A 25,273-nucleotide genomic window follows, 5' to 3' on the forward strand; every position below is an offset into this window, starting at 1 on the left:
ATTTCAACTTGGGTTAATCCGTTATTTTACCCTTTTCCACGGTAAACATCTTCGAATTTTCGTCCGACATGTCTATAACGTGTTCAGCGCTAATGGCGCTGACGAAAACCTGCGACTGCGTGGCTTTTAAGCGGCTGGCAAGCAGCCCGCGCCGCGCGTCGTCAAGTTCCGAGGCAAAATCATCTATCAGGTACAGGCAGCGCCGCCCGCTCTCGCGGGTGAGAAACTCCCCCTGTGCCAGACGTAGCGCACACATCAGGAGCTTGAGCTGCCCGCGCGACAGCGTGTCTTCCACCGGCGCGCCGTCGGCACGAATGCGGAAATCCGCCTTGTGCGGGCCGTGCGCGGTGTAGGTCAACATGCGGTCGCGCTCGAAGTTTCTCTCTAACACCTCGGCATAATCCGTCTCTTTCTCCCAGCCGCGCTGGAAGGAGAAGGTGAGAGAGAATTCGGGTAAAAACTGTTTGCAGGTGTCGGCCATGTCTTCGGCGATACCTGCGCTGTATTCGGCACGCCAGCGGCTGATCTGTTCCGCAAGAGGAATTAACTCCATGTCCCACGGACGCAGCTGAGCGTAGCGCGTCACCTGGCGCAGCGCGGCGTTACGCTGCTTGAGCAGACGCTTCAGGTTGCTCCAGGCGTTAAAAAATCCGGCTTCGTTGTGAAAGCATCCCCAGTCGAGGAACGCTCTTCTGTATTTGGGGCCGCCGTTGAGTAAAGTAAACCCCTCCGGCGTTATCAGCTGCATTGGCATCAGCAGCGCCAGCTCCGCCACCTTGTGGCCGTCGGTACCGTCGATGCGCACCTTGCTGTCGCCCTGCTTGTCTTTGGTCAGGCCGATGGCGGTCTCCCGCTCCTCGCCCTGCAAACGCCCATGCAGAACAAAGGATTCCTGCTCGTGGCGAATGACGCGACCAATCTGCAAACTGCGAAACGCCCGGCCGTGGCCGAGCGTATAGATGGCCTCAAGTACGCTGGTTTTGCCGCTGCCGTTAGCGCCAACCAGGAAGTTAAAGCCAGGGGATAAAGCGAGATCCGCGCTTTCGATGTTGCGAAAGTCGCGGATCAACAGACGGGTGAGCGACATTACAGTCTCATTGGCATGACAACATAGGCAGCCGACTGTGATGCGGCATCTTCAATCTGTACGCTCGAAACGGAGTCGGTCAGCAGGATGCGCACGTTCTCGCATTTCAGCGCGTTCAGCACATCCAGCACGTAGCTGACGTTGAAGCCGATTTCCATCTCAGCCCCGGCGTAGGTGACGTCCAGAATCTCTTCTGCCTCTTCCTGCTCCGGGTTGTTAGCGGTGATTTTGATCTGGTTTTCACTCACGTACAGGCGCACGCCGCGGAATTTCTCGTTTGAGAGGATCGCGGCACGGGCAAAGGCCTGCTTGAGGCTGTCGCAGCCTGCTTCCAGCGTTTTGTCCGGGTTCTTCGGCAATACGCGGCGATAATCCGGGAAACGACCGTCAACCAGCTTCGATGTGAAGACAAAATCGCCCACGTGGGCGCGGATGTTATTGCTGCCGATCTGCACGCGCAGCGGCGTGTCGCCACCGTCGAGCATACGCATCAGCTCAATCACCCCTTTACGCGGCACGATCACCGAATGGTTTGGCAGTGAGTCGCCAATCGGCATAGAACAGACCGCCAGACGGTGGCCGTCGGTGGCCACGGTACGCAACTCTTCACCTTCGGTTTCGAACAGCATGCCGTTTAAGTAGTAACGAACGTCCTGATGCGCCATGGAGAACTGCGTGGCTTCAATCAGACGCTTCATCGTCGCCTGCGGCAGGGTAAATTCCACTTCGCTCTGCCAGTCGTCCAGGTTCGGGAAGTCCGCAGCAGGCAGCGTGGAGAGCGAGAAACGGCTGCGGCCAGAACGCACCAGCATACGGTCGCCTTCCAGCTGCACGGCAATTTCAGCGCCTTCCGGCAGCCCGCGGCAGATGTCAAAGAATTTACGTGCCGGAACCGTGGTCGCGCCCGCGTCGTGCGGCTGCGTCAGCGTAACGCGCGCGATCATTTCCATTTCCAGATCTGTACCGGTCAGCGACAGCGTACCGTCCGCGACCTGAAGCAGCAGGTTTCCGAGAATAGGCAGCGTTGGGCGGCCGCCTAATGGGCCACTCACCTGTTGCAGCGGTTTTAATAAATGTTCACGTTCAACGGTAAATTTCATAGCGTCACGATGATAATGTTCTGATTAGATTGGAAAAATCTTCTTTTATGTCGTGGCTTTCTTCGCGTAACTGCTCAATCTTGCGACAAGCGTGCAGCACGGTCGTATGGTCACGGCCACCAAACGCGTCCCCGATTTCCGGCAGACTGTGGTTGGTTAACTCCTTTGCCAGCGCCATCGCCATCTGACGCGGACGCGCCACCGAGCGGGAACGACGTTTAGACAGTAAATCTGCCACTTTGATCTTGTAGTACTCAGCCACCGTCTTTTGAATATTGTCGATAGTGACCAGTTTTTCCTGCAATGCCAGCAAATCGCGCAGCGCTTCACGCACAAAATCGATGGTGATCGCACGACCGGTGAAGTTGGCATTGGCGATAACGCGGTTCAGTGCCCCCTCCAGCTCACGCACGTTGGAGCGCAGACGCTTGGCAATGAAGAACGCCACTTCACCCGGCAGGCGAATGTCGTTTTCATCGGCTTTCTTCATCAGGATCGCGACGCGGGTTTCCAGCTCCGGTGGCTCGATCGCCACGGTCAGGCCCCAGCCGAAGCGGGATTTCAGACGATCTTCAACGCCGTTGATCTCTTTTGGATAACGATCCGAGGTCAAAATGATCTGCTGATTACCTTCCAGCAGGGCATTGAAGGTGTGGAAAAATTCTTCCTGCGATCGTTCTTTATTGGCAAAGAACTGAATGTCATCGATCAGCAGCGCGTCAACGGAACGATAGTAGCGTTTAAACTCTTCGATCGCATTGTTTTGCAGGGCTTTTACCATGTCCTGAACGAAGCGCTCGGAGTGCATATACACCACTTTGGCATTGGGCTTGCGCGCCATAATGCCGTTGCCCACCGCATGCAGCAGGTGCGTTTTACCCAGACCCGTGCCGCCATAAAGGAACAGCGGGTTGTAGGCTCCACCGGGGTTATCAGCAACCTGGCGAGCCGCCGCGCGCGCCAGCTGGTTCGACTTACCTTCAACGAAGTTATCGAACGTGTGTTTCACGTTAACGTTAGAGCGGTAGGTTGGCTCAGCCGGTGCGGGAACATTATCCCAGCCCTGACGAGCGGGGGCGACGCGAGGGGCCGGAGCAGGAGCGGCCTGAGCAGGCGCTGCGACGTTCACGGTTTCACGAACGGTTTGGGTGACCGGCTTTGTACCCACTTCAAAGCGCAGCTGTGGGGCATCTGACCCGCAGAAATCGTTCAGCAGTCCATTGATGTTATTAAGGTACTTGTCCCTTACCCAATCGAGCACAAAACGGTTTGGCGCATACAAAGCCAGCGTGTTATCGCTCAGTTCCGCCTGCAACGGGCGGATCCACATACTGAATTCTGTGGCTGGTAACTCATCCTGCAATCGGGCAAGACACTGCTGCCAAAGCGAAAGTGACACGGCGGACTCCACTCGAACAATAAAAGAAAACTATTGAATATTCATGATTGTTGGCGCACATCGACATGACCCTGTGTAAAGGGGGACGTGCGAATTGCTATCTGCAATTTATCCTGACCAGGATCCTGGGATCCCGATCGGGACCGCGGATCATAGCCTAAACTGAGCCAGAGATCTTCTGTTTCTCACAGATTCTTCCCGATTTATCCACAGGAAGATCCGAAACCGGGTAAGTGTAAACGATCCTGACGGGAGTGCCCCACGATTTAGTCCGCATATTGGAAAAATTAATGAGCACAGACAATTTTTTGCTTAAATGATCTAACGAAGATCCGGGACGATCCTTGCGCTTTATCGTTGAGCCCGTATAATCCTCGACCCGGCGCGTGATGCTCATCTTCCTGCGTCGTCCGTTGCTCATTTTCCACGCGAAAACGTGCGGAAATACGCGGGAAATAAGGAAAGAGAATTGACTCCGGAGTGTACAATTATTACAATCCGGCCTCTTTAATCACCCACGCTGAGGCGTTAGTCGTTCGAAACTCGTTCGGGTATACGCAAAAGTCAGTGAATTTATTCAAGTTTAGGTAGAAATCGCCATGAAACGCACTTTTCAACCGTCTGTACTGAAGCGCAACCGTTCTCACGGCTTCCGTGCTCGTATGGCTACTAAAAATGGTCGTCAGGTTCTGGCACGTCGTCGTGCTAAAGGCCGCGCTCGTCTGACCGTTTCCAAGTAATAAAGCTAACCCCTGAGTGGTTAAGCTAGCATTTCCCAGGGAGTTACGTTTGTTAACTCCCGCTCATTTCACTTTCGTCTTCCAGCAGCCACTACGGGCTGGCACGCCGCAAATCACCATCCTCGGCCGCCAAAATTCGCTGGGGCATCCCCGTATCGGTCTCACAGTCGCCAAGAAAAATGTTAAGCGTGCGCATGAACGCAATCGGATTAAACGTCTGACGCGTGAAAGCTTCCGTTTACGTCAGCACGAACTGCCTTCAATGGATTTCGTGGTGGTGGCGAAGAAAGGGGTTGCCGACCTCGATAACCGTGCTCTCTCGGAAGCGTTGGAAAAATTATGGCGCCGCCACTGTCGCCTGGCTCACGGGTCCTGATAGCCCTCATTCGGGTCTATCAACGCCTGATTAGTCCGCTACTCGGGCCGCACTGCCGTTTCACACCAACATGCTCAAGCTACGGAATTGAGGCATTGCGCAGGTTTGGAGTGATAAAAGGCAGTTGGTTGACGGTGAAACGCGTATTAAAATGCCACCCTTTACACCCAGGTGGAGACGACCCCGTCCCCCCAGGACCCTTTGATACCAGAGAACACTAACGATGGATTCGCAACGCAATCTTCTTATCATCGCTTTGTTGTTCGTGTCTTTCATGATCTGGCAGGCGTGGGAGCAGGATAAAAATCCTCAACCACAACAGCAGGTCACGCAGACAACGACCACCGCAGCGGGTAGCGCCGCCGACCAGGGCGTACCGGCCAGTGGCCAGGGGAAACAGATTACGGTTAAGACCGATGTGCTTGAGCTGACTATCAACACCCGTGGTGGTGATGTTGAGCAGGCGCTGCTGTTAACCTACCCGAAAGAGCTGAAGTCTAACGAACCGTTCCAGTTACTGGAAACCACGCCTGAGTTTATCTACCAGGCGCAGAGCGGCCTGACCGGTCGTGATGGCCCGGATAACCCGGCTAACGGTGCGCGTCCACTGTATAACGTCGAGAACGACACCTTTGTGCTGGCTGATGGTCAGAACGAACTCGCGATCCCGATGACGTACACCGACGCCGCAGGCAATACCTTCACCAAAACCTTCACCCTGAAGCGCGGTGAATATGCGGTGAACGTGGGCTACAGCGTACAGAACGCCAGTGCGAAACCGCTGGAGCTGTCGACCTTTGGCCAGCTGAAGCAGTCCATCAATCTGCCGTCACACCGTGACACCGGAAGCAGCAACTTTGCGCTGCATACCTTCCGTGGCGCGGCGTACTCCACGCCTGACGCGAAGTACGAGAAATACAAATTCGACACCATTGCCGATAACGAAAACCTGAACGTCAGCGCTAAAGGCGGTTGGGTGGCGATGCTGCAGCAGTATTTCGCAACGGCATGGGTGCCAAATAACGACGGTACCAACAACTTCTACACCGCGAACCTGGGTAACGGTCTTGCAGCCATCGGCTACAAATCTCAGCCGGTTCTGGTACAGCCGGGTCAAACCGGTAAGCTGGCAAGCACCCTGTGGGTTGGCCCGGAAATTCAGGACAAAATGGCCGCTGTTGCGCCGCACCTGGATCTGACCGTGGATTACGGTTGGTTGTGGTTCATCTCTCAGCCGCTGTTTAAGCTGCTGAAGTTCATCCACAGCTTCCTGGGTAACTGGGGCTTCTCCATCATCGTTATCACCTTCATCGTTCGTGGCATCATGTACCCGCTGACTAAAGCGCAGTACACCTCCATGGCGAAGATGCGCATGCTGCAGCCGAAGATTCAGGCAATGCGTGAGCGTCTGGGCGATGACAAACAGCGTCAGAGCCAGGAGATGATGGCCCTGTATAAAGCAGAGAAAGTGAACCCACTGGGTGGTTGCTTCCCGCTGCTGATTCAGATGCCAATCTTCCTTGCGCTGTACTACATGCTGATGGGTTCCGTTGAGCTGCGCCACGCGCCGTTCGCCCTGTGGATCCATGACCTGTCCGCACAGGACCCGTACTACATCCTGCCGATCCTGATGGGCGTAACGATGTTCTTCATCCAGAAGATGTCGCCGACCACCGTGACCGACCCGATGCAGCAGAAGATCATGACCTTTATGCCGGTCATCTTCACCGTGTTCTTCCTGTGGTTCCCGTCAGGTCTGGTGCTGTACTATATCGTCAGCAACCTGGTGACCATCATCCAGCAGCAGCTGATTTACCGTGGTCTGGAAAAACGTGGCCTGCATAGCCGCGAAAAGAAAAAGTCCTGATTCGGTAAGTTAACGCTAAAATAAGGGCGGTCGATTGACCGCCTTTTTTATTTGTATTGAACGAGACCAACCATGAGCCATAACGACACTATCGTCGCCCAGGCAACCCCACCGGGACGCGGTGGTGTAGGCATTCTGCGCATCTCCGGCCTGAAGGCGCGCGAGGTGGCCGAAGCGGTGCTGGGTAAACTGCCAAAGCCGCGCTACGCTGATTACCTGCCGTTTAAGGACACCGACGGCACGCCGCTGGACCAGGGCATTGCACTGTGGTTCCCCGGCCCGAACTCCTTTACCGGCGAAGACGTGCTGGAGCTGCAGGGCCACGGCGGGCCGGTTATCCTCGACCTGCTGTTAAAACGTATCCTGACCCTGCCTGGCCTGCGCATTGCGAAGCCGGGCGAGTTCTCCGAGCGTGCCTTCCTCAACGACAAGCTCGACCTGGCGCAGGCGGAGGCCATTGCAGACCTGATCGACGCCAGTTCCGAACAGGCGGCCCGCTCCGCCCTGAACTCGCTGCAGGGGGCATTCTCCGCGCGTGTGAATCACCTTGTGGAAGCACTTACTCACCTTAGGATCTACGTGGAAGCGGCTATCGACTTCCCGGATGAGGAGATCGACTTCCTCTCTGACGGCAAAATCGAAGCCCAGCTCAACCAGGTGATGGCCGATCTCGACGCCGTCCGTGCCGAAGCGCGCCAGGGCAGCCTGCTGCGCGAAGGGATGAAGGTGGTGATTGCCGGACGCCCTAACGCCGGGAAATCGAGCCTGCTGAACGCCCTGGCGGGCCGTGAAGCGGCGATCGTGACCGACATTGCCGGGACCACCCGCGACGTGCTGCGCGAGCATATCCACATCGACGGGATGCCGCTACATATTATCGACACAGCGGGCCTGCGCGATGCCAGCGACGAAGTGGAGCGCATCGGTATCGAACGCGCCTGGCAGGAGATCGAGCAGGCCGACCGCGTGCTGTTTATGGTGGACGGCACCACCACCGACGCCGTTGACCCGGCTGAGATCTGGCCAGACTTTATCGCCCGTCTGCCGGCGAAACTGCCAATCACCGTAGTGCGTAACAAAGCGGACGTGACCGGCGAAACGCTGGGTATCAGCGATGTGAACGGTCACTCACTGATTCGCCTGTCGGCGCGGACCGGTGAGGGCGTGGACGACCTGCGTAACCATCTCAAGCAGAGCATGGGCTTTGACACCAGCATGGAAGGCGGCTTCCTGGCGCGTCGTCGTCACCTGCAGGCGCTGGAAGAGGCGGCAAATCACCTTGTTCAGGGTAAAGCACAGCTGATCGGCGCGTGGGCGGGTGAACTGCTGGCGGAAGAGCTGCGCCTGGCGCAGCAGAATCTGAGCGAGATCACCGGGGAGTTTACGTCGGACGATCTGCTGGGAAGGATCTTCTCGAGCTTCTGTATTGGTAAGTAATGCCCGCTAATTAATGGTGATTTCCTCCCGGGAAATCACCATTGTCCAAATGGCAACTCGCCTAATCCCTTTTCACCCCCTATCCTGCATGCCTGCATCTATGGGGGGTTTATGGCGCGTTTTCTGTTTTGTAGTTTCGCATTAGTTCTGCTTTATCCGTCTGGTATTGATATGTATCTGGTGGGGTTACCGCACATCGCCCGCGATCTGGGTGCCAGCGAGGCGCAGCTGCACATCGCGTTTTCGGCCTACCTCGCCGGGATGGCGTCGTCGATGGTCTTTGCCGGGAAGATAGCGGATAAGGCAGGCCGTCAGCCTGTCGCGATAACCGGCGCCATCATTTTTGCCCTGGCTTCTCTTCTCTGCTCGCAGGCGCAGAACAGCACCGTGTTCCTGACCGGACGGTTTATCCAGGGTATTGGCGCTGGCGGTTGCTACGTGGTGGCGTTTGCCATTTTGCGCGACACCCTAAGCGCCCAGCGTCGCGCTAAGGTACTCTCGATGCTGAACGGTATTACCTGCATCATCCCGGTGCTGGCCCCGGTCGTGGGATATCTGATCATGCTGAAATTCCCGTGGCAGAGCCTGTTCTGGACCATGGCGGCCATGGGCGCGCTGGTATTTACCTTATCCATCGCCGTGCTGAAAGAGACCCACTCGGGCTCGCAGAATACCGGCCATACTGCTACCATTCACCCGGCAGAGAAGCTTCTCAACCGCTTTTTCCTCAGCCGTCTGGCCGTGACCACGTTAAGCGTGGCGGTGATCCTGACCTATGTAAACGTTTCCCCGGTTTTACTGATGGAAACCATGGGCTTCGATCGCGGTGAGTATTCAACGGTGATGGCATTAACCGCGATGGTCAGTATGGCGGTCTCGTTCTCTACCCCATTTGCGCTAAATGTTTTCAGCCAGCGCACGCTGATGCTGACCTCACAGGTTTTATTCCTCACGGCAGGCGCGATCCTGGCGACCACCAGCTCACATGCGGTGATGCTGGTGGGTATTACCCTTATTTGCGCCGGGTTCTCGGTTGGCTTTGGCGTGGCGATGAGCCAGGCGCTTGGCCCCTTCTCGCTGCGGGCAGGCGTAGCAAGCTCGGTGCTGGGGATCGCGCAGGTCTGCGGCTCGTCGCTGTGGATTTGGCTGGCGGCGGTCATCGGGCTTAACGCGCTGAATATGCTGATCGGGGTTCTGATTGGCTGTAGCATAGTGTGCATTACCTTACTTATGGTCATCCGGCCCGCGGCGCACTATGAAGAAGCCCATCAGCAGTCTCGATCTTAACCTGTTGCTGTGCCTGCAGCTTTTGCTGCAGGAGCGCAGCGTTACCAAAGCGGCGAAGCGGATGAACGTGACGCCGTCGGCGGTGAGTAAATCGCTGGCCAAGCTGCGCGACTGGTTCGATGACCCGCTGTTTGTCAAAACGCCGCTAGGGCTACTGCCGACGCCGCTGACGGTGAGCCTGGAGCAGGATCTGGCTGACTGGATGCAAATCGGCAACCAGATCCTCGATAAATTCCACCATGATTCTCCGGGCGGGCTGACGTTCGTGCTGGCCGCGGAAACGCCGCTGATGCTGATCCGCTTCAATACTCTGCTGGAGCAGGTGAACCAGCGCTATCCGCAGGCTACGGTGAAAATGCGTCAGTGGGATTACGACTCGCTGGACGCGATTACGCGTGGCGAGGTTGATTTGGGCTTCACCGGGCGTGAAACGCATCCGCGATCCCGCGAACTGCTTAAGCTGATGCCGTGGTTTATCGACTACGAAATTCTGTTCAGCGATCGCCCCTGCGTCTATCTGCGCGAGGATCATCCGGCGCTTCAACAAGAGTGGAATCTGGAGACCTTCCTGCGCTATCCCCATATCAGCATCTTCTGGGAACGCAGCGACACCTGGGCGCTTGATGAGGTGCTAAAGGAGATGGGACGCGAGCGCACGATCGCCATGAGCCTGCCGGGCTTTGAACAGGCGATGTTTATGGCGGCGCAGCCCAACCATAACTATATCGCCACGGCTCCGCACTACTGCCATCACTACAATGAACTCCACCAGCGGAAGCTGATCGCGCTTCCTATTCCCATTGATGAAGCGCAGGCTGAAAAGCTTACCGTTCCCTTCACGCTGATCTGGCATAAACGGAACAGTCATAATCCGAAAATCCTGTGGCTGCGGGAGACCATCAAGGCGCTGTACGGTGCGAGCGATCCAATTTTTGCCTAAGAAAATGTAAAGTTCGGTCCTAAGGCTTCTCTTACTCCCATTTACTGATTAAAACAGGAGTCAAGTTAAGCGATAATCATGTAACCGTTTAACCGATTACGACCATTATCAAGGAGCGAAAAATGGCTACGCACTTTGCAAGAGGGATACTTACGGAAGGACGTCTCGTATCGGCAAGAATTTCTTCAGCCTGTCACACTGAAGCACTCACTCTCCCGGAACACCGCAGGACGCGGTTTTTAGCGTCCAGAGCGCTTCTCGCAGAACTGCTGTTTATGCTGTACGGCACCAGCGAGCTGCCGGATATCATTACCCAACCCGAAGGCCGTCCGGTCTTTGCCGACCCGGATCTCCCTCGTTTTTCGATTGCCTACGCGGGCAATATCATTGGCGTCGCACTGACCACCGAAGGGGATTGTGGGCTCGATATGGAACTTCAGCGCGCGACGCGCAGCTTCCATGGCGGTAATGCGCATGAAGACTATCCGCTCTCCAGCAATGAGAAGCTATGGGTCCGCAACCAGAACGATCCTGTCGAAGCCAGAGCCCAGCTCATTACCTTACGCCAGAGCATTCGCAAGCTCTGTGGATGCGCCTCAGACGACGCCAGCCTGCTGCAGCTGCTGCCAAGCTCCGGACGTCTTCGTGCCACTCAGGCCACGCTGGTAGAGGCGCTCAGTGACGCAGAAGATGTGCTTATTTGGTCCATTGCGGTTACCCCCGCCATCGAACGCATGAAAATCTGGGAATTTGACAGCCAACAGGGATGGCGTAGCCTTCCTGATGTGCCCGAGCGCGCCAACGAGCCCGCCGCACGCCTGATGCGTTTAACCAGTTTACCGGCAGAAAAAGCATTCACCCTTAGCTGATCCAATCAGGGTCATCATGATGAAACAGGAGTAATCATGTCTGATACGTTGAAAGTCGTTACTTTACTGGGAAGCCTGCGCAAAGGTTCATTTAACGGGATGGTAGCCCGCACGCTGCCACAGCTGGCGCCTGCAGGTATGGAAATTAGCGCCCTGCCGTCTATTGGCGATATTCCGCTGTATGATGCGGATGTCCAGCAGGAAGAAGGGTTCCCGCAGAGCGTTGAGGTGCTGGCAGAGCAGATCCGCCAGGCCGACGGCGTGGTCATCGTCACGCCAGAGTATAACTACTCGGTTCCGGGTGGCCTGAAGAATGCCATCGACTGGCTGTCCCGTTTACCTGAGCAGCCGCTGTCAGGCAAACCGGTGCTGATCCAGACCAGCTCCATGGGCGCGATTGGCGGCGCGCGCTGCCAGTATCACCTGCGCCAGATCCTGGTATTCCTCGATGCGATGGTGATGAACAAGCCGGAATTTATGGGCGGAGTGATTCAGAATAAGGTCGACCCGCAAACGGGTGAGGTGGTGGATCAGAGCACGCGCGACCATCTCTCTGGCCAGCTGACGGCGTTCGGGGATTATATTAAGCGGGTTAAAGCCTGATAAAAAAGCCCGGTGGCGCTAGCGCTTACCGGGCCTACACTCGTCAGTAGGTCAGGTAAGCGAAGCGCCACCTGACACCACAAACCGCACCTTAGTGCGCGTCAATAAACACAATCTTCAGTACAAACAGCAGCGCCACAACGATGACGCACGGGCTGAGGTCGCGGAAGCGGCCGGTACCGATCTTCATTACGCAGTAAGAGATAAAGCCCAGCGCGATACCTTCGGTAATCGAGAAGCTGAACGGCATCATCACGGCGGTAATAAACGCCGGCACCGCTTCGGTTAAATCATCCCACTTCACGCGTGACAGGCTGGAGGTCATCAGCACACCCACGTAGATCAGCGCACCCGCCGCCGCGTACGGTGGAACCATACCCGCCAGCGGAGAGAGGAAGATCACCAGCAGGAACAGAATACCCACGACCACCGCCGTCAGGCCGGTACGGCCGCCCACGGATACGCCGGAAGAAGATTCAATGTACGCGGTAACAGAAGAGGTTCCGATAAACGCACCGGTTACAGAGGAGACGCTGTCCACAAACAGCGCCTGCTTCATGCGCGGAAATTTCCCTTTTTCATCCGCCAGACCCGCTTTATCGGTCACGCCAATCAGCGTGCCGGAGGAGTCGAACAGGTTCACCAGCATGAAGGAGAAAATCACGCCCGCCAGGCCCAGGTTCAGGGAGCCCGCCAGATCGACGTGACCAACAACGGTAGAGATGCTCGGTGGCGCGGAAACGATGCCGTTATAGTGAACGTCGCCCAGCATCCAGCCCAGCAGGGTGGTGACCACGATAGACACCAGCACCGCCGCGTGAATATTACGGGAAGCCAGGATCGCGATGATAAAGAAGCCCAGCACGCCCAGCAGCACGTTATGAGAGGTCAGGTGACCGATGCTCACCAGCGTGTCCGGGTTAGCCACGATAACGCCGGCGTTTTTCAGCCCCATCATACCGATGAACAGACCAATACCGCTGGTGATGCCCACGCGCAGGCTCACAGGAATGTTCGCAATCATCCAGTAACGCACGCGGAAAATGGTCAGCAGCAGCAGACCAACCGCGCCCCAGAAGATGGCGCCCATGCCAACCTGCCACGGCAGACCCATCGCCTGAACCACCACGAACGCGAAGAACGCATTCAGGCCCATCGCCGGCGCCAGCGCAACCGGCAGGTTAGCGAACACACCCATCAGAATGCTGCCAAGGGCGGCGATCAGGCAGGTGGTTACAAAGACGGCGCTGGTATCCATGCCAGCAACGCCCAGAATTTGAGGGTTCACAAAAACGATATAGACCATCGTCAGGAAGGTGGTGAAACCCGCGATCACTTCGGTGCGTGCCGTTGTGCCGTGCTCGCGCAGTTTGAACACGCGCTCAAGCAGACCCTGACCAGACGTCTGGGTAGTGTGTTGTTGACTCATCATCAATTTCCGAACAAGGAGGGAAAATTCGTCGCTATCCTATACCAAAATGCGACAATAGTGGCGGTTACGTGATACTTTTTTCATTGAATTTGCTTATACGGCAACGATTGCGTTTCGGCGAACTGCCGTACGTAAACGTTAAACTGGTTAAAAGGGAAAGGCATGTCCGGAATTGAAGCGGTATTTTTCGACTGCGACGGTACGCTGGTCGACAGTGAGGTCATTTGTTCCCGCGCGTATGTGGCCATGTTCCAGGAATTTGGCATTACGCTGGAACTCGAAGAGGTGTTTAAACGCTTTAAGGGCGTGAAGCTCTACGAGATCATCGACATCATTAACGAAGAACACGGCGTCGTTCTGGAGAAAGCGGCTCTGGAACCGGTGTACCGCGCCGAGGTTGCACGCCTGTTCGATTCGGAGCTGGAGGTGATTCCGGGCGCAAACGCGCTGCTGGATGCCATGACGGTGCCGATCTGCGTGGTCTCCAACGGCCCGGTCAGCAAAATGCAGCACTCGCTGGGCAAGCTTGAGATGCTGCACCACTTCCCGGAAAAGCTGTTCAGTGGCTACGATATCCAGCGCTGGAAGCCGGACCCGGCGCTGATGTTCCATGCGGCGAAAGCGATGGGCGTCAACGTAGAGAACTGCATTCTGGTGGATGACTCGTCTGCGGGCGCGCAGTCGGGGATTGATGCGGGAATGGAGGTGTTTTACTTCTGCGCCGACCCGCACAACAAGCCGATCGATCATCCAAAAGTCACGACCTTCACCGATATGGCGCAGTTGCCCGCACTGTGGAAGGCGCGCGGGTGGGATATTACTCGCTGAAAAAACAAAGCCGGATGGCGCTAACGCTTATCCGGCCTACAGGGCTAGTAGGGCGGGTAAGCGCTAGTGCCACCCGCCACAAACATTACTCTTTCGGATCTTTACCCGCCAGCAGCTTATCCAGCTCGTCGCCGCCCACGTGACGGAAGTCCTGACCTTTCACGAAGTAGAAAATGTATTCGCAAATGTTCTGGCAGCGGTCGCCGATACGCTCGATGGAGCGCGCGCAGAACAGGGCAGTAAGTACGCTTGGGATCGTACGTGAATCTTCCATCATATAGGTCATCAGCTGACGCACGATGCCTTCATACTCCTGGTCGACCTTCTTGTCTTCACGGTAGATACGCACCGCTTCGTCCAGATCCATACGCGCAAAGGCATCCAGCACGTCGTGCAGCATCTGCACGGTGTGGCGGCCCAGCGACTCCAGGCTCACCAGCAGCGGCTGGTGCTGCTGAGAGAACTTCTCCAGCGCGGTGCGGCAGATTTTATCCGCCACGTCACCAATACGCTCCAGCTCGGCGATGGTTTTGATGATCGCCATCACCAGACGCAGGTCGCTCGCCGTCGGCTGACGTTTCGCGATAATGCGCACGCAGGCCTCGTCGATAGCGACTTCCATCATGTTGACGTTTTTGTCGCCTTCAATGACGCGCTTCGCCAGCTCGCTGTCCTGGTTGTGCATTGCCGTAATTGCATCAGAAAGCTGCTGCTCAACCATGCCACCCATGGTCATCACCTGCGTGCGGATGCTTTCCAGCTCTGCGTTGAACTGGCCTGAAATATGTTTATTAAGATTGAGGTTGTCCATGGTTTCTCCACATGCACTAAGGCAAATCAACCGTAGCGGCCAGTAATATAATCTTCGGTTTGTTTCTTCGCGGGCTTAGTGAACAGATCGTCCGTGTTGCTGAACTCAATCAATTCACCCAGGTACATAAACGCCGTGTGATCGGAGCAACGTGCAGCCTGCTGCATGTTATGGGTCACGATAACCACGGTGTAATCCTGCTTCAGTTCGGTGATCAGCTCTTCAATGCGGCCGGTTGAGATCGGGTCCAGCGCTGAACACGGCTCATCCAGCAGCAACACTTCAGGGCGAATCGCAATACCGCGCGCAATGCACAGACGCTGCTGCTGACCACCGGAGAGAGAGTAACCGCTCTGGTGCAACTTATCTTTGGTTTCGTTCCATAATGCGGCCTTGGTCAAAGCCCACTGCACGCGCTCGTCCATATCGGCACGGGAGAGCTTTTCAAACAGGCGAACGCCAAAGGCGATGTTGTCATAAATGGACATCGGGAACGGTGTGGGTTTCTGGAATACCATCCCCACTTTCGCGCGCAGCAGGGCAATATCCTGAGCCTGGGTCAGAATGTTTTCGCCGTCGAGGATGATTTCCCCTTCAGCGCGCTGCTCCGGATAGAGCGAATACATTTTGTTAAAGGTACGCAGCAGCGTGGATTTCCCACAGCCGGACGGACCGATAAATGCCGTGACCTGGTTCTTGGCGATATCCAGGTTGATGTTCTTCAGGGCATGGAATTTGCCGTAGTAGAAGTTCAAATCACGAACCTGAATCTTACCCGGGGCAGTATCAACCATACTCATTGACTCATTTCCTCATTCGGCGCCGCGAGCTGCCGCGCCGTAAAAAATTAACCGTGTTTCTTCTTCGCGAAAATGACGCGCGCCAGAATGTTCAGCAACAGTACGCAAAGGGTAATGATCAGCACCCCGGCCCAGGCCAGCTGCTGCCATTCCGCGAAGGGGCTCATCGCAAATTTAAAGATCGTCACCGGCAGGTTGGCGATCGGCTGCATCATGTCCGTGCTCCAGAACTGATTGGAGAGGGACGTAAACAGCAGCGGCGCCGTTTCACCCGCGATACGCGCAACCGCCAGCAGGATACCGGTCATGATCCCGGAGACCGACGCCTTCAGCGTAATCGCCGAGATCATCTTCCATTTCGGCGTACCCAGCGCATAAGCCGCTTCACGCAGGCTGTCCGGCACCAGTTTCAGCATGTTCTCGGTGGTTCGAATCACAATCGGCACCTGCAGCAGCGCCAGTGCAATCACGCCCGCCCAGCCAGAGAAGTGTTCCATCTGCGCCACCACCACGGTGTAAACAAACAGACCCACGACGATAGACGGTGCAGACAGCAGAATATCGTTGATGAAGCGAATGACTTCCGCCAGCCAGGATTTACGACCGTATTCTGCCAGGTAGATGCCCGCCATGATGCCCAGCGGCGTGCCAAAGACCGTCGCCCAGAGGATCAGCAGTCCGCTGCCCGCCAGGGCATTCGCCAGGCCACCACCCGCCGTGTTCGGCGGCGGCGTCATTTCGGTGAACAGCGACAGTGACATTCCGTCAATTCCGCGAACAACCGTCGAGAAGAGGATCCAGACCAGCCAGAACAGGCCGAATGCCATCGTCGCCATAGAGAGCGTCAGGGCAATGCGGTTTTTCATGCGGCGTCTGGCCTGCATTTTACGGCGAGATTCCGCCAGTTCAGCGGTAGCTTGCATTTCGAGAGTAGCCATTAGCGTGCCCCCTCATTTTTAGCGAGACGCATAATCATCAGCTTGGAAATCGCCAGAACAATGAAGGTGATAACGAACAGAATCAGACCCAGCTCCATCAGCGCCGCCACGTGCAGCCCCGATTCCGCTTCCGCAAATTCATTCGCCAGCGCCGAGGTAATACTGTTACCCGGCATGTAGAGCGACGCGCTGTCGAGCTGGTAGGTGTTACCGATGATAAAGGTGACCGCCATGGTTTCACCCAGCGCACGACCTAAGCCCAGCATCACGCCCCCGATCACCCCATTTTTGGTGAACGGAAGGACGATGCGCCAGATCACTTCCCAGGTGGTGCAGCCGATACCGTAGGCCGACTCTTTCATCATCACCGGCGTTTGTTCGAAGACATCGCGCATGACCGCCGCAATGTACGGAATAATCATGATGGCGAGGATCACACCTGCCGCCAGAATGCCAATACCGAAAGCCGGGCCAGAGAACAGGGCCCCCACAAACGGAATGGCAGAAAGAACGTTACCGACCGGTTCCTGGAAGTATGTGGCGAACAGCGGTGCAAAGATGAACAGGCCCCACATGCCGTAGACGATACTTGGAATGGCCGCCAGCAGTTCGATGGCAATACCCAGCGGGCGCCGCAGCCAGCCCGGCGCCAGCTCCGTCAGGAACAGGGCAATACCAAAGCTCACCGGAACCGCAATCAGAAGGGCGATGAACGAGGTCATCAGCGTGCCGTAAATCGGCACCAGGGCGCCGTAGATATCGTTCGGCGCGTCCCACTCTTTGGTCCACAGGAAGGAGAAACCGAATTTCTGGATGCTCGGCCATGAGGAGAAAATCAGAGACACGATAATGCCGCCCAGCAGCAATAGCACAATCAGCGCAGCCAGTTTAACCAGCGCGCTGAAAATCATGTCACCTTTTTTACCCGGAGGGTTAAATGCAGGCTTGGTTGCAGCCATAAATTACTCTTCTGTTTGAGACGTTTTTACGAATATGCCCGGTGGCGCTAACGCTTACCGGGCCTACAGCTTAAACCGTAGGGCGGGTAAGCGCAGCGCCACCCGCCATCTTCGTTAAATATATCCTGTTAGTACAGCGCTTTACCGCTGCTGTCTTTCACGTTGGTTTTCCATGCAGCGCGAATCTGCTCAACCACGTTGTCCGGCAGGGTGGCGTAATCCAGAGCGTTAGCCTGTTTGCCGCCGTTTTTGTATGCCCAGTCGAAGAACTTCAGCACTTCGGTGCCCTGCTCAGGTTTCTTCTGCTCTTTGTGAACAAGGATGAAGGTGGTAGAGGTGATTGGCCATGCACCTTCGCCTTTCTGGTTAGTCAGATCCTGCGCGAACGATTTGCTCCAGTCAGCGCCTTTCGCTGCGTTAGCAAAGTTCTCTTCGGTTGGGCTAACCGGTTTGCCGTCGGCTGAAACCAGTTTGGTGTAGGACAGGTTGTTCTGCTTCGCATACGCATACTCTACGTAGCCGATGGAGCCAGGCAGACGCTGTACGAACGCAGCGATACCGTCGTTACCTTTACCGCCCAGACCGGTTGGCCAGTTAACGGTAGAGCCGGAGCCGACTTTAGATTTCCACTCTTCGTTCACTTTTGCCAGGTAGCTGGTGAACACGAAAGAGGTACCAGAACCATCCGCGCGGCGAACCACGGCGATGTTCTGAGAAGGCAGCTTCAGGCCTGGGTTGAGTTTAGCGATCGCTTCGTCATCCCATTTTTTGATTTTGCCCAGGTAGATGTCACCCAGGGTTTTGCCGTCCAGCACCAGCTCGCCCGACTTCACGCCCGGCAGGTTGATGGCCAGGACTACGCCACCGATCACGGTCGGGAACTGGAACAGGCCTTCCTGAGCCAGTTTGTCATCAGACAGCGGAGCGTCAGACGCGCCGAAATCAACCGTGTTCGCGGTAATTTGTTTAACGCCACCGGAGGAGCCGATACCCTGATAGTTAACCTTGTTACCGGTTTCTTTCTGGTAGGTATCCGCCCATTTGGCATACACCGGCGCAGGGAAGGTTGCACCAGCGCCAGTCAGGCTTGCTTCTGCAAATACAGAGAACGCGCTCAGAGATAAGGTCGCGGCGACAACAGTTGCGACAGTGGTACGCATAACTTTCATAATGTCTCCTGCAAGATTTTCGTAAATCGTTGTTTAGTGGCTACGATGAGCAAAATAGGACAAACAGGTGACAGATAAATGTACGAATTATGACAGTTTTATGACAATGAAAACTTCACTTAAAAAACAGTAAAATAAAGCTTATTTTTCAATGCTTTAGCCACATTTATGACAAGACGTTTTCAGAAATATTTTCTTTATGTGACACTGAAAAAAGTAGCTGAAGATGACAAATTGTCATTATTAAAAATGAGAAAGGATTGATGAAAAACAAACCAGGCAGGATAAAAAAGCTCCACCCGAAGGTGGAGCCTGAAGGGATTATTCTACGGTAACCGATTTCGCCAGGTTACGCGGCTGGTCGACGTCGGTGCCTTTGATCAGCGCAACGTGATAGGCCAGCAGCTGCAGCGGAACGGTGTAGAAGATGGGTGCAATCACCTCTTCCACATGCGGCATCTCGATGATGTGCATGTTGTCATTGCTGACAAAACCGGCATCTTTGTCGGCGAAGACGTACAGGACACCACCGCGGGCGCGGACTTCTTCGATGTTAGATTTCAGTTTTTCCAGCAGTTCGTTGTTTGGTGCCACAACGATGACCGGCATATCCGCGTCAATCAGCGCCAGCGGGCCGTGTTTCAGCTCGCCTGCCGCATAGGCTTCAGCGTGAATGTAGGAGATCTCTTTCAGCTTCAGCGCGCCTTCCAGCGCAATCGGATACTGATCGCCACGACCCAGGAACAGGGCGTGATGTTTATCAGAGAAGTCTTCCGCCAGCGCTTCAATGCGTTTGTCCTGAGACAGCATCTGCTCAATGCGGCTCGGCAGCGCCTGCAGGCCGTGAACGATGTCGTGCTCAACGGAAGCATCTTCGCCTTTCAGACGCGCCAGCTTCGCCACCAGCATCAGCAGAACGGTCAGCTGCGTGGTAAACGCTTTGGTGGAGGCCACGCCGATTTCGGTGCCTGCTTTGGTCATCAGCGCCAGATCGGATTCACGCACCAGAGAAGAGCCAGGAACGTTACAGATGGCCAGCGAGCCCAGGTAACCCAGCTCTTTAGAGAGACGCAGCGCGGCCAGCGTGTCCGCCGTTTCGCCAGACTGGGAAAGGGTGATCATCAGGCTGTTACGACGCACCGCAGATTTGCGATAGCGGAATTCAGACGCGATTTCCACATCGCACGGCACGCCCGCCAGGGATTCAAACCAGTAGCGAGAAACCATACCGGAGTTGTAGGAGGTGCCGCAGGCCACGATCTGAATGTGCTCAACCTTGCTGAGCAGTTCGTTCGCGTTTGCGCCCAGCTCGCTCAGATCCACTTCACCGTGGCTGATGCGCCCGGTCAGGGTGTTTTTGATGGCGTTTGGCTGCTCGTAAATCTCTTTCTGCATGTAGTGACGGTAAGCGCCTTTATCGCCCGCGTCGTACTGCAGATTCGATTCGATCTCCTGACGTTTCACCTGCTCGCCTTTGGTATCGAACACGGTCACGCTGCGGCGAGTCACTTCCGCGATATCACCCTCTTCGAGGAAGATAAAGCGACGGGTAACCGGCAGGAGCGCCAGCTGGTCAGAAGCGATGAAGTTTTCGCCCATGCCCAGACCGATAACCATCGGGCTACCGGAACGCGCGGCCAGCAGCGTGGACGGGTCGCGGGAATCCATGATCACCGTACCGTACGCACCGCGCAGCTGAGGGATAGCACGCAGCACCGCATCACGCAGTGTGCCGCCCTGCTCAAGCTCCCAGTGCACCAGGTGAGCAATCACTTCGGTGTCAGTTTCAGAGACGAAGGTGTAGCCGCGCGCTTTCAGTTCTTCGCGCAGCGGTTCGTGGTTTTCGATAATGCCGTTGTGCACGACCACGATGTGTTCAGACACATGCGGGTGCGCGTTACCTTCAGACGGTTCACCGTGCGTCGCCCAGCGGGTGTGCGCAATACCGGTACCACCGTGCAGCGGATGTTCTTCCGCAGCCTGGGCCAGCATCTGCACTTTTCCGAGACGACGCAGACGGGTCATATGGCCTTCTGCATCGACGACAGCCAGACCGGCTGAGTCGTAACCACGGTATTCCAGACGACGTAAACCTTCGAGAAGGATTTCAGCAATATCACGCTGCGCAACTGCGCCAACAATTCCACACATAATTTTAGATTCCGAATTTAGGCATTATGCCTGCGTTGTCGCTGACCTGTATTTGCCCTTTCCGGGCGCCCCGAGCCTTGTAGAGAGTGGGGTTATTTTTATGGGTACTGCTTGTGGGGGGAGGATTATATTATCCCCTCACCCCGGCCCTCTCCCCAAAGGGGCGAGGGAGAAAAACACCGCACCGAACGATCCCCTCTCCCCTGTGGGGAGAGGGTTAGGGTGAGGGGTAAATCCGTTACTTTTTCTTCACCGGGCGTTTCCAGCCCTGCTTGCTGACCTGCGGAACGCGGCTTAACACCAGCGCGTTCTCGGCCACATCGCGCGTGACGGTTGTTCCGGCGGCAATGGTCACCCCGTTACCCACGGTAACAGGCGCCACCAGCTGCGTATCGGAGCCAACGAACACGTCATCACCGATGATGGTTTTAAACTTATTCGCGCCGTCATAGTTACAGGTAATCGTCCCTGCACCAATATTCACGTTATCGCCAATTTCCGCGTCGCCCAGATAGGTCAGATGACCGGCTTTCGAGCCTTTACCCAAACGCGCTTTTTTCATTTCCACGAAGTTACCCACGTGAGCGCCTTCCAGCAGCTCAGCGCCCGGGCGCAGACGTGCAAACGGGCCGATGGTACAGGCGGCATCCAGACGGGCATCTTCCACCACGCTGAACGGGCTGATTTCGCAGTCGTCACCGATGACGCTGTTTTTAATCACGCAGCCGGTGCCAATTTTGACGCGGTTGCCCAGCGTCACGTTACCCTCGAGGATAACGTTAGTATCAATCTCAACGTCACGCCCGTGAGATAACGAACCACGCAGATCGAAACGCGCCGGATCGCGCAGCATCACGCCCGCCAGCAGCAGTTTTTCAGCCTGCTCGGACTGATAAATACGCTCAAGACGAGAAAGCTGCAGGCGGTTGTTCACACCGTCCGTTTCGCTGATGCGCGCCGGATGAACGGCGGCAATTTCACGCCCTTCGTGGTACGCCATCGCAATGATGTCGGTGATGTAGTATTCACCCTGCGCGTTGTTGTTGTTGAGTTTGGACAGCCAGCGCTTCATATCCGCGCCATTGGCAATCAGGATACCGGTGTTGATCTCCTGAATCTTGCGCTGTTCGTCGCTGGCATCTTTATGCTCAACAATACCCGTGACGTTACCGTTTTCACGGGTGATGCGGCCATAACCGCTCGGATCGTCCAGCACGACGGTCAACAAACCGATGCCGCCCTGCGGTTTGGCTGCACGCAGGCGAGTCAGTGTTTCAACGGAGATCAGCGGGACATCGCCGTAGAGCATCAAAATGTCTTCGTCATCCGCAAAGAAGGGCGCTGCCTGCTGCATCGCATGGCCTGTACCCAACTGTTCGGCCTGAAGCACCCAGTTGAGCTTGTCATCGCTCAGCGTCTTTTTAAGCAGATCGCCACCGTGGCCGTAGACCAGGTGGACCTGACTCGCACCCAGTTCATTCGCTGCATCAATGACATGCTGCACCATTGGCTTTCCTGCAAGCGTGTGGAGCACCTTAGGCAGATCGGAATACATGCGGGTCCCTTTGCCTGCGGCAAGGATCACCACGCTCATCGCACTGTTTGACATACGCATCCTGACGGTAGTTTGAGTGAGAAGTAAAAACGTTTGATGCTTAAAATTCTACATCTTTTTCATCATGAATTAAGGCCGAAAAAAAAGCCAGCCTGGTATCCAGACTGGCTTTTGTGCTTTTCAAGCCGGTGTTACATCGCTTTTTTGGTCAACTCGATAACGCGCAGTTTCGCGATCGCTTTGGCCAGCTCCGCAGACGCCTGAGCGTAATCCACGTCACCATGAGAGCTGCTAATGTGCTCTTCAGCCTTACGCTTCGATTCCAGGGCTCGCGCTTCGTCGAGATCCTGGCCACGGATAGCGGTATCGGCCAGAACGGTCACACTGCCTGGCTGCACTTCAAGAATGCCGCCGGACAGATAGATAAACTCTTCGTGACCGAACTGTTTAACGATGCGGATCATACCAGGCTTAATGGCGGTGAGCAGCGGTGCGTGACCCGGGAAGATACCCAGTTCACCTTCACTACCCGTTACCTGGATTTTCTCGACCAGACCAGAGAACATTTGTTGCTCTGCGCTGACGACGTCCAGGTGGTAAGTCATTGCCATATCACCCTCCGATTAAGGCGTTAAAGTTTTTTGGCTTTTTCCACGGCTTCGTCGATGGAACCAACCATGTAGAACGCCTGCTCCGGCAGGTGATCGTATTCGCCTTCCATGATGCCTTTAAAGCCACGGATGGTGTCTTTCAGGGAAACGTATTTACCCGGAGAACCGGTGAATACTTCCGCAACGAAGAATGGCTGGGACAGGAAGCGCTGGATCTTACGCGCACGTGCTACCACCAGTTTGTCTTCTTCAGACAGTTCATCCATACCCAGGATGGCGATGATGTCTTTCAGTTCCTGGTAACGCTGCAGCAGGGACTGTACGCCACGCGCGGTGTCGTAGTGTTCCTGACCAACAACCAGTGGATCCAGCTGACGGCTGGTGGAGTCCAGCGGGTCAACGGCCGGGTAGATACCCAGAGACGCGATCTGACGGCTCAGTACCACGGTTGCATCTAAGTGCGCAAAGGTGGTGGCTGGTGATGGGTCAGTCAAGTCATCCGCAGGTACGTATACCGCCTGAACGGAGGTGATAGAACCGGTTTTGGTAGAGGTGATACGTTCCTGAAGAACACCCATCTCTTCCGCCAGCGTAGGCTGATAACCTACCGCTGAAGGCATACGCCCCAGCAGTGCAGATACTTCCGTACCGGCCAGGGTGTAACGATAGATGTTATCAACGAACAGCAGAACGTCACGGCCTTCGTCACGGAATTTCTCAGCCATAGTCAGACCGGTCAGCGCAACGCGCAGACGGTTTCCTGGTGGCTCGTTCATCTGGCCGTAAACCAGGGATACTTTGTCCAGAACGTTGGAGTCGGTCATTTCGTGGTAGAAGTCGTTACCCTCACGAGTACGTTCACCTACGCCCGCAAACACAGAGTAACCGGAGTGCTCGATCGCGATGTTACGGATCAGCTCCATCATGTTTACGGTTTTACCTACGCCCGCACCACCGAACAGACCGACTTTACCGCCCTTCGCGAACGGACACATCAGGTCGATAACTTTGATACCGGTTTCCAGCAGTTCCTGAGAGCTGGACAGCTCTTCGTAGGAAGGTGCCGCGCGGTGGATAGCCCAACGCTCTTCTTCACCGATGTCGCCTTTCATGTCGATTGGCTGACCCAATACGTTCATGATACGACCCAGTGTTGCTTTACCTACCGGGACTTCGATCGGGTGCTCAAGGTCTTTTACTTCCAGACCACGACGCAGACCGTCGGAAGAACCCATCGCGATGGTACGCACGATACCGCCGCCGAGCTGCTGCTGAACTTCCAGCACCAGGCTCTCGTTACCATTCTGTACCTCAAGCGCGTCGTACACGCGTGGTACGGCGTCCTGAGGGAACTCGACGTCCACCACGGCGCCGATTACCTGGACAATCTTTCCAGTAGCCATCTTGAATCCTCTACGTAATTCGTAAACCTGGTTAAACCGCGGCGGCCCCCGAGACGATCTCGGTGAGTTCCTGAGTAATGCTGGCCTGACGAGCTTTGTTGTAAACCAACTGCAGCTCTTTAATCAGGCTGCCGCCATTATCGGTCGCGGCTTTCATCGCCACCATTCGTGCGGCCTGCTCGCTGGCCAGGTTTTCTACAACGCCCTGATAAACCTGAGATTCAACGTAACGACGCAGCAGGGTATCCAGCAGCGGTTTCGGATCGGGTTCATACAGGTAATCCCAGGTTTTTTGCTTCAGCTCGCCATCTTCTGATGCCGGTAACGGCAGCATCTGCGTGAGCGTTGGAACCTGAGACATGGTGTTAATGAATTTGTTGCTGACAACGTACAGTCTGTCCAGACGGCCTTCATCATAAGCCTGCAACATCACTTTAACCGGGCCGATCAGTTCGGACAGGGACGGGTTATCACCCATACCGGTCACCTGAGCGACAATGTTGCCACCAACGGAGTTAAAGAAAGAGACGCCTTTAGAGCCGATCATTGCGATATCGCACTGAACGCCTTTTTCAGACCATGCTTTCATATCCGCCAGCAGTTTTTTGAACAGGTTAATGTTCAAGCCGCCACACAGACCACGGTCGGTCGACACCACCAGGTAGCCCACGCGCTTAACGTCGCGTTCTTCCAGGTAAGGGTGCTTATATTCCAGATTACCGTTTGCAAGGTGACCAATCACTTTGCGCATGGTTTCTGCATAAGGACGGCTGGCCGCCATGCGATCCTGCGATTTACGCATTTTGGAAGCGGCGACCATCTCCATCGCTTTAGTGATCTTTTGCGTGTTCTGGACGCTTGCGATCTTACTACGTATCTCTTTTGCGCCGGCCATGAGCTTCTCCTCAATG

24 protein-coding genes are annotated in these 25,273 nt (G+C 55.6%); 10 read left to right on the forward strand and 14 right to left on the reverse strand.

Translation table 11 applies throughout. From position 1 onward, the window contains the following. Positions 1 to 13: 13 nt before the first annotated feature. From recF to dnaA, 3 genes are read right to left on the reverse strand one after another with little or no spacing between them, the layout of a single operon-like run. Entirely contained in the window at positions 14 to 1,087 is a 1,074-nt protein-coding gene (gene recF, locus DOU50_RS18605) for a DNA replication/repair protein RecF (protein ID WP_024907872.1), read from the reverse strand. Beyond that, positions 1,087 to 2,187, reverse strand: coding sequence for a DNA polymerase III subunit beta (gene dnaN / locus DOU50_RS18610; RefSeq protein WP_008500170.1), 1,101 nt, complete (start codon positions 2,185 to 2,187; stop codon positions 1,087 to 1,089). Before dnaN ends, recF begins: the two co-directional genes overlap by 1 nt. Before the next feature lie 4 nt (positions 2,188 to 2,191). Next, positions 2,192 to 3,586: a chromosomal replication initiator protein DnaA gene (gene dnaA, locus DOU50_RS18615; protein WP_010426558.1), complete on the reverse strand. Its 1,395-nt coding sequence runs from the start codon at positions 3,584 to 3,586 to the stop codon at positions 2,192 to 2,194. 599 nt (positions 3,587 to 4,185) lie between these two features. Between dnaA and rpmH the strand changes: the two genes are divergently transcribed. The 9 genes from rpmH (at position 4,186) to DOU50_RS18660 (ending at position 11,705) form a co-directional block, all read left to right on the forward strand. Next, on the forward strand, positions 4,186 to 4,326 hold the full coding sequence (rpmH, locus tag DOU50_RS18620) for a 50S ribosomal protein L34 (RefSeq protein WP_000831330.1): 141 nt from the start codon (positions 4,186 to 4,188) through the stop codon (positions 4,324 to 4,326). A gap of 16 nt (positions 4,327 to 4,342) precedes the next feature. Next, positions 4,343 to 4,702: a ribonuclease P protein component gene (gene rnpA / locus DOU50_RS18625; protein WP_032640303.1), complete on the forward strand. Its 360-nt coding sequence runs from the start codon at positions 4,343 to 4,345 to the stop codon at positions 4,700 to 4,702. Next, positions 4,666 to 4,923 carry a membrane protein insertion efficiency factor YidD gene (gene yidD, locus DOU50_RS18630; protein WP_001307474.1) on the forward strand — a complete coding sequence of 86 codons (258 nt, stop codon included), beginning with the start codon at positions 4,666 to 4,668 and terminating at the stop codon, positions 4,921 to 4,923. Before rnpA ends, yidD begins: the two co-directional genes overlap by 37 nt. 2 nt (positions 4,924 to 4,925) lie before the next feature. After that, positions 4,926 to 6,569 carry a membrane protein insertase YidC gene (gene yidC, locus DOU50_RS18635; protein WP_024907874.1) on the forward strand — a complete coding sequence of 548 codons (1,644 nt, stop codon included), beginning with the start codon at positions 4,926 to 4,928 and terminating at the stop codon, positions 6,567 to 6,569. 72 nt (positions 6,570 to 6,641) lie between these two features. Continuing rightward, positions 6,642 to 8,006 (forward strand): tRNA uridine-5-carboxymethylaminomethyl(34) synthesis GTPase MnmE, encoded by a 1,365-nt coding sequence (gene mnmE, locus DOU50_RS18640; protein ID WP_021242672.1) that lies wholly within the window; start codon positions 6,642 to 6,644, stop codon positions 8,004 to 8,006. Between the two features lie 111 nt (positions 8,007 to 8,117). Then, complete coding sequence (locus tag DOU50_RS18645; RefSeq protein ID WP_148769896.1) at positions 8,118 to 9,293, forward strand: MFS transporter; 1,176 nt, start codon at positions 8,118 to 8,120, stop codon at positions 9,291 to 9,293. After that, on the forward strand, positions 9,262 to 10,233 hold the full coding sequence (yidZ, locus tag DOU50_RS18650; RefSeq protein WP_024907877.1) for an HTH-type transcriptional regulator YidZ: 972 nt from the start codon (positions 9,262 to 9,264) through the stop codon (positions 10,231 to 10,233). The genes DOU50_RS18645 and yidZ overlap by 32 nt, the downstream gene beginning before the upstream one ends. 122 nt (positions 10,234 to 10,355) lie before the next feature. Beyond that, positions 10,356 to 11,102: a 4'-phosphopantetheinyl transferase family protein gene (locus DOU50_RS18655; protein WP_148769897.1), complete on the forward strand. Its 747-nt coding sequence runs from the start codon at positions 10,356 to 10,358 to the stop codon at positions 11,100 to 11,102. Positions 11,103 to 11,138: 36 nt separating this feature from the next. Next, positions 11,139 to 11,705, forward strand: coding sequence for an NADPH-dependent FMN reductase (locus DOU50_RS18660; protein ID WP_032648582.1), 567 nt, complete (start codon positions 11,139 to 11,141; stop codon positions 11,703 to 11,705). 91 nt (positions 11,706 to 11,796) lie between these two features. On the opposite strand, the gene adeP is transcribed toward DOU50_RS18660, so the two are convergent. Continuing rightward, a complete protein-coding gene (gene adeP / locus DOU50_RS18665; protein WP_148769901.1) occupies positions 11,797 to 13,134 on the reverse strand; it encodes an adenine permease AdeP in 1,338 nt (445 codons plus the stop codon). Between the two features lie 165 nt (positions 13,135 to 13,299). Here adeP and yieH point away from each other — a divergent pair, with 165 nt between their 5' ends. Then, complete coding sequence (gene yieH / locus DOU50_RS18670) at positions 13,300 to 13,965, forward strand: 6-phosphogluconate phosphatase (protein WP_148769898.1); 666 nt, start codon at positions 13,300 to 13,302, stop codon at positions 13,963 to 13,965. Positions 13,966 to 14,050: 85 nt separating this feature from the next. Here the strand turns inward: yieH and phoU are convergent, their stop codons facing one another. The 10 genes from phoU to atpG all read right to left on the reverse strand — a co-directional run bounded on the left by phoU (position 14,051) and on the right by atpG (position 25,257). After that, a complete protein-coding gene (gene phoU / locus DOU50_RS18675; protein WP_008500182.1) occupies positions 14,051 to 14,776 on the reverse strand; it encodes a phosphate signaling complex protein PhoU in 726 nt (241 codons plus the stop codon). Positions 14,777 to 14,802: 26 nt separating this feature from the next. Next, positions 14,803 to 15,576, reverse strand: coding sequence for a phosphate ABC transporter ATP-binding protein PstB (pstB, locus tag DOU50_RS18680; RefSeq protein ID WP_008500183.1), 774 nt, complete (start codon positions 15,574 to 15,576; stop codon positions 14,803 to 14,805). A gap of 47 nt (positions 15,577 to 15,623) precedes the next feature. Next, complete coding sequence (gene pstA / locus DOU50_RS18685; protein ID WP_024907882.1) at positions 15,624 to 16,514, reverse strand: phosphate ABC transporter permease PstA; 891 nt, start codon at positions 16,512 to 16,514, stop codon at positions 15,624 to 15,626. Next, positions 16,514 to 17,473 (reverse strand): phosphate ABC transporter permease PstC, encoded by a 960-nt coding sequence (gene pstC / locus DOU50_RS18690; protein WP_024907883.1) that lies wholly within the window; start codon positions 17,471 to 17,473, stop codon positions 16,514 to 16,516. Before pstC ends, pstA begins: the two co-directional genes overlap by 1 nt. A gap of 128 nt (positions 17,474 to 17,601) precedes the next feature. Continuing rightward, the gene (gene pstS / locus DOU50_RS18695; protein ID WP_024907884.1) at positions 17,602 to 18,642 is read right to left on the reverse strand and encodes a phosphate ABC transporter substrate-binding protein PstS; all 1,041 of its coding nucleotides are present in this window, start codon (positions 18,640 to 18,642) and stop codon (positions 17,602 to 17,604) included. 321 nt (positions 18,643 to 18,963) lie between these two features. Beyond that, positions 18,964 to 20,793, reverse strand: a complete 1,830-nt coding sequence (gene glmS, locus DOU50_RS18700) for a glutamine--fructose-6-phosphate transaminase (isomerizing) (protein WP_048990817.1) — start codon at positions 20,791 to 20,793, stop codon at positions 18,964 to 18,966. 238 nt (positions 20,794 to 21,031) lie between these two features. Next, positions 21,032 to 22,402, reverse strand: a complete 1,371-nt coding sequence (gene glmU, locus DOU50_RS18705; protein ID WP_048990819.1) for a bifunctional UDP-N-acetylglucosamine diphosphorylase/glucosamine-1-phosphate N-acetyltransferase GlmU — start codon at positions 22,400 to 22,402, stop codon at positions 21,032 to 21,034. 137 nt (positions 22,403 to 22,539) lie between these two features. Then, positions 22,540 to 22,959, reverse strand: coding sequence for a F0F1 ATP synthase subunit epsilon (locus DOU50_RS18710; protein WP_006177560.1), 420 nt, complete (start codon positions 22,957 to 22,959; stop codon positions 22,540 to 22,542). Positions 22,960 to 22,979: 20 nt separating this feature from the next. Beyond that, on the reverse strand, positions 22,980 to 24,362 hold the full coding sequence (atpD, locus tag DOU50_RS18715) for a F0F1 ATP synthase subunit beta (RefSeq protein ID WP_006177559.1): 1,383 nt from the start codon (positions 24,360 to 24,362) through the stop codon (positions 22,980 to 22,982). 31 nt (positions 24,363 to 24,393) lie between these two features. Then, positions 24,394 to 25,257 carry a F0F1 ATP synthase subunit gamma gene (atpG, locus tag DOU50_RS18720; protein ID WP_024907886.1) on the reverse strand — a complete coding sequence of 288 codons (864 nt, stop codon included), beginning with the start codon at positions 25,255 to 25,257 and terminating at the stop codon, positions 24,394 to 24,396. Positions 25,258 to 25,273 lie beyond the last annotated feature (16 nt).

This window comes from Enterobacter sp. C6 (assembly GCF_008122455.1).
Classification (GTDB): Bacteria; Pseudomonadota; Gammaproteobacteria; order Enterobacterales; family Enterobacteriaceae; genus Enterobacter; species Enterobacter pseudoroggenkampii.

Excerpts from the sequence above, each read along its gene's own strand:
- recF (WP_024907872.1), bottom strand. The coding sequence starts at position 1,087 with ATGTCGCTCACCCGTCTGTTGATCCGCGACTTTCGCAACATCGAAAGC.
- dnaN (WP_008500170.1), bottom strand. The coding sequence starts at position 2,187 with ATGAAATTTACCGTTGAACGTGAACATTTATTAAAACCGCTGCAACAG.
- rpmH (WP_000831330.1), top strand. The coding sequence starts at position 4,186 with ATGAAACGCACTTTTCAACCGTCTGTACTGAAGCGCAACCGTTCTCAC.
- yidD (WP_001307474.1), top strand. The coding sequence starts at position 4,666 with ATGGCGCCGCCACTGTCGCCTGGCTCACGGGTCCTGATAGCCCTCATT.
- yidC (WP_024907874.1), top strand. The coding sequence starts at position 4,926 with ATGGATTCGCAACGCAATCTTCTTATCATCGCTTTGTTGTTCGTGTCT.
- mnmE (WP_021242672.1), top strand. The coding sequence starts at position 6,642 with ATGAGCCATAACGACACTATCGTCGCCCAGGCAACCCCACCGGGACGC.
- DOU50_RS18645 (WP_148769896.1), top strand. The coding sequence starts at position 8,118 with ATGGCGCGTTTTCTGTTTTGTAGTTTCGCATTAGTTCTGCTTTATCCG.
- yidZ (WP_024907877.1), top strand. The coding sequence starts at position 9,262 with ATGAAGAAGCCCATCAGCAGTCTCGATCTTAACCTGTTGCTGTGCCTG.
- DOU50_RS18655 (WP_148769897.1), top strand. The coding sequence starts at position 10,356 with ATGGCTACGCACTTTGCAAGAGGGATACTTACGGAAGGACGTCTCGTA.
- DOU50_RS18660 (WP_032648582.1), top strand. The coding sequence starts at position 11,139 with ATGTCTGATACGTTGAAAGTCGTTACTTTACTGGGAAGCCTGCGCAAA.
- adeP (WP_148769901.1), bottom strand. The coding sequence starts at position 13,134 with ATGAGTCAACAACACACTACCCAGACGTCTGGTCAGGGTCTGCTTGAG.
- yieH (WP_148769898.1), top strand. The coding sequence starts at position 13,300 with ATGTCCGGAATTGAAGCGGTATTTTTCGACTGCGACGGTACGCTGGTC.
- phoU (WP_008500182.1), bottom strand. The coding sequence starts at position 14,776 with ATGGACAACCTCAATCTTAATAAACATATTTCAGGCCAGTTCAACGCA.
- pstB (WP_008500183.1), bottom strand. The coding sequence starts at position 15,576 with ATGAGTATGGTTGATACTGCCCCGGGTAAGATTCAGGTTCGTGATTTG.
- pstA (WP_024907882.1), bottom strand. The coding sequence starts at position 16,514 with ATGGCTACTCTCGAAATGCAAGCTACCGCTGAACTGGCGGAATCTCGC.
- pstC (WP_024907883.1), bottom strand. The coding sequence starts at position 17,473 with ATGGCTGCAACCAAGCCTGCATTTAACCCTCCGGGTAAAAAAGGTGAC.
- pstS (WP_024907884.1), bottom strand. The coding sequence starts at position 18,642 with ATGAAAGTTATGCGTACCACTGTCGCAACTGTTGTCGCCGCGACCTTA.
- glmS (WP_048990817.1), bottom strand. The coding sequence starts at position 20,793 with ATGTGTGGAATTGTTGGCGCAGTTGCGCAGCGTGATATTGCTGAAATC.
- glmU (WP_048990819.1), bottom strand. The coding sequence starts at position 22,402 with ATGTCAAACAGTGCGATGAGCGTGGTGATCCTTGCCGCAGGCAAAGGG.
- DOU50_RS18710 (WP_006177560.1), bottom strand. The coding sequence starts at position 22,959 with ATGGCAATGACTTACCACCTGGACGTCGTCAGCGCAGAGCAACAAATG.
- atpD (WP_006177559.1), bottom strand. The coding sequence starts at position 24,362 with ATGGCTACTGGAAAGATTGTCCAGGTAATCGGCGCCGTGGTGGACGTC.
- atpG (WP_024907886.1), bottom strand. The coding sequence starts at position 25,257 with ATGGCCGGCGCAAAAGAGATACGTAGTAAGATCGCAAGCGTCCAGAAC.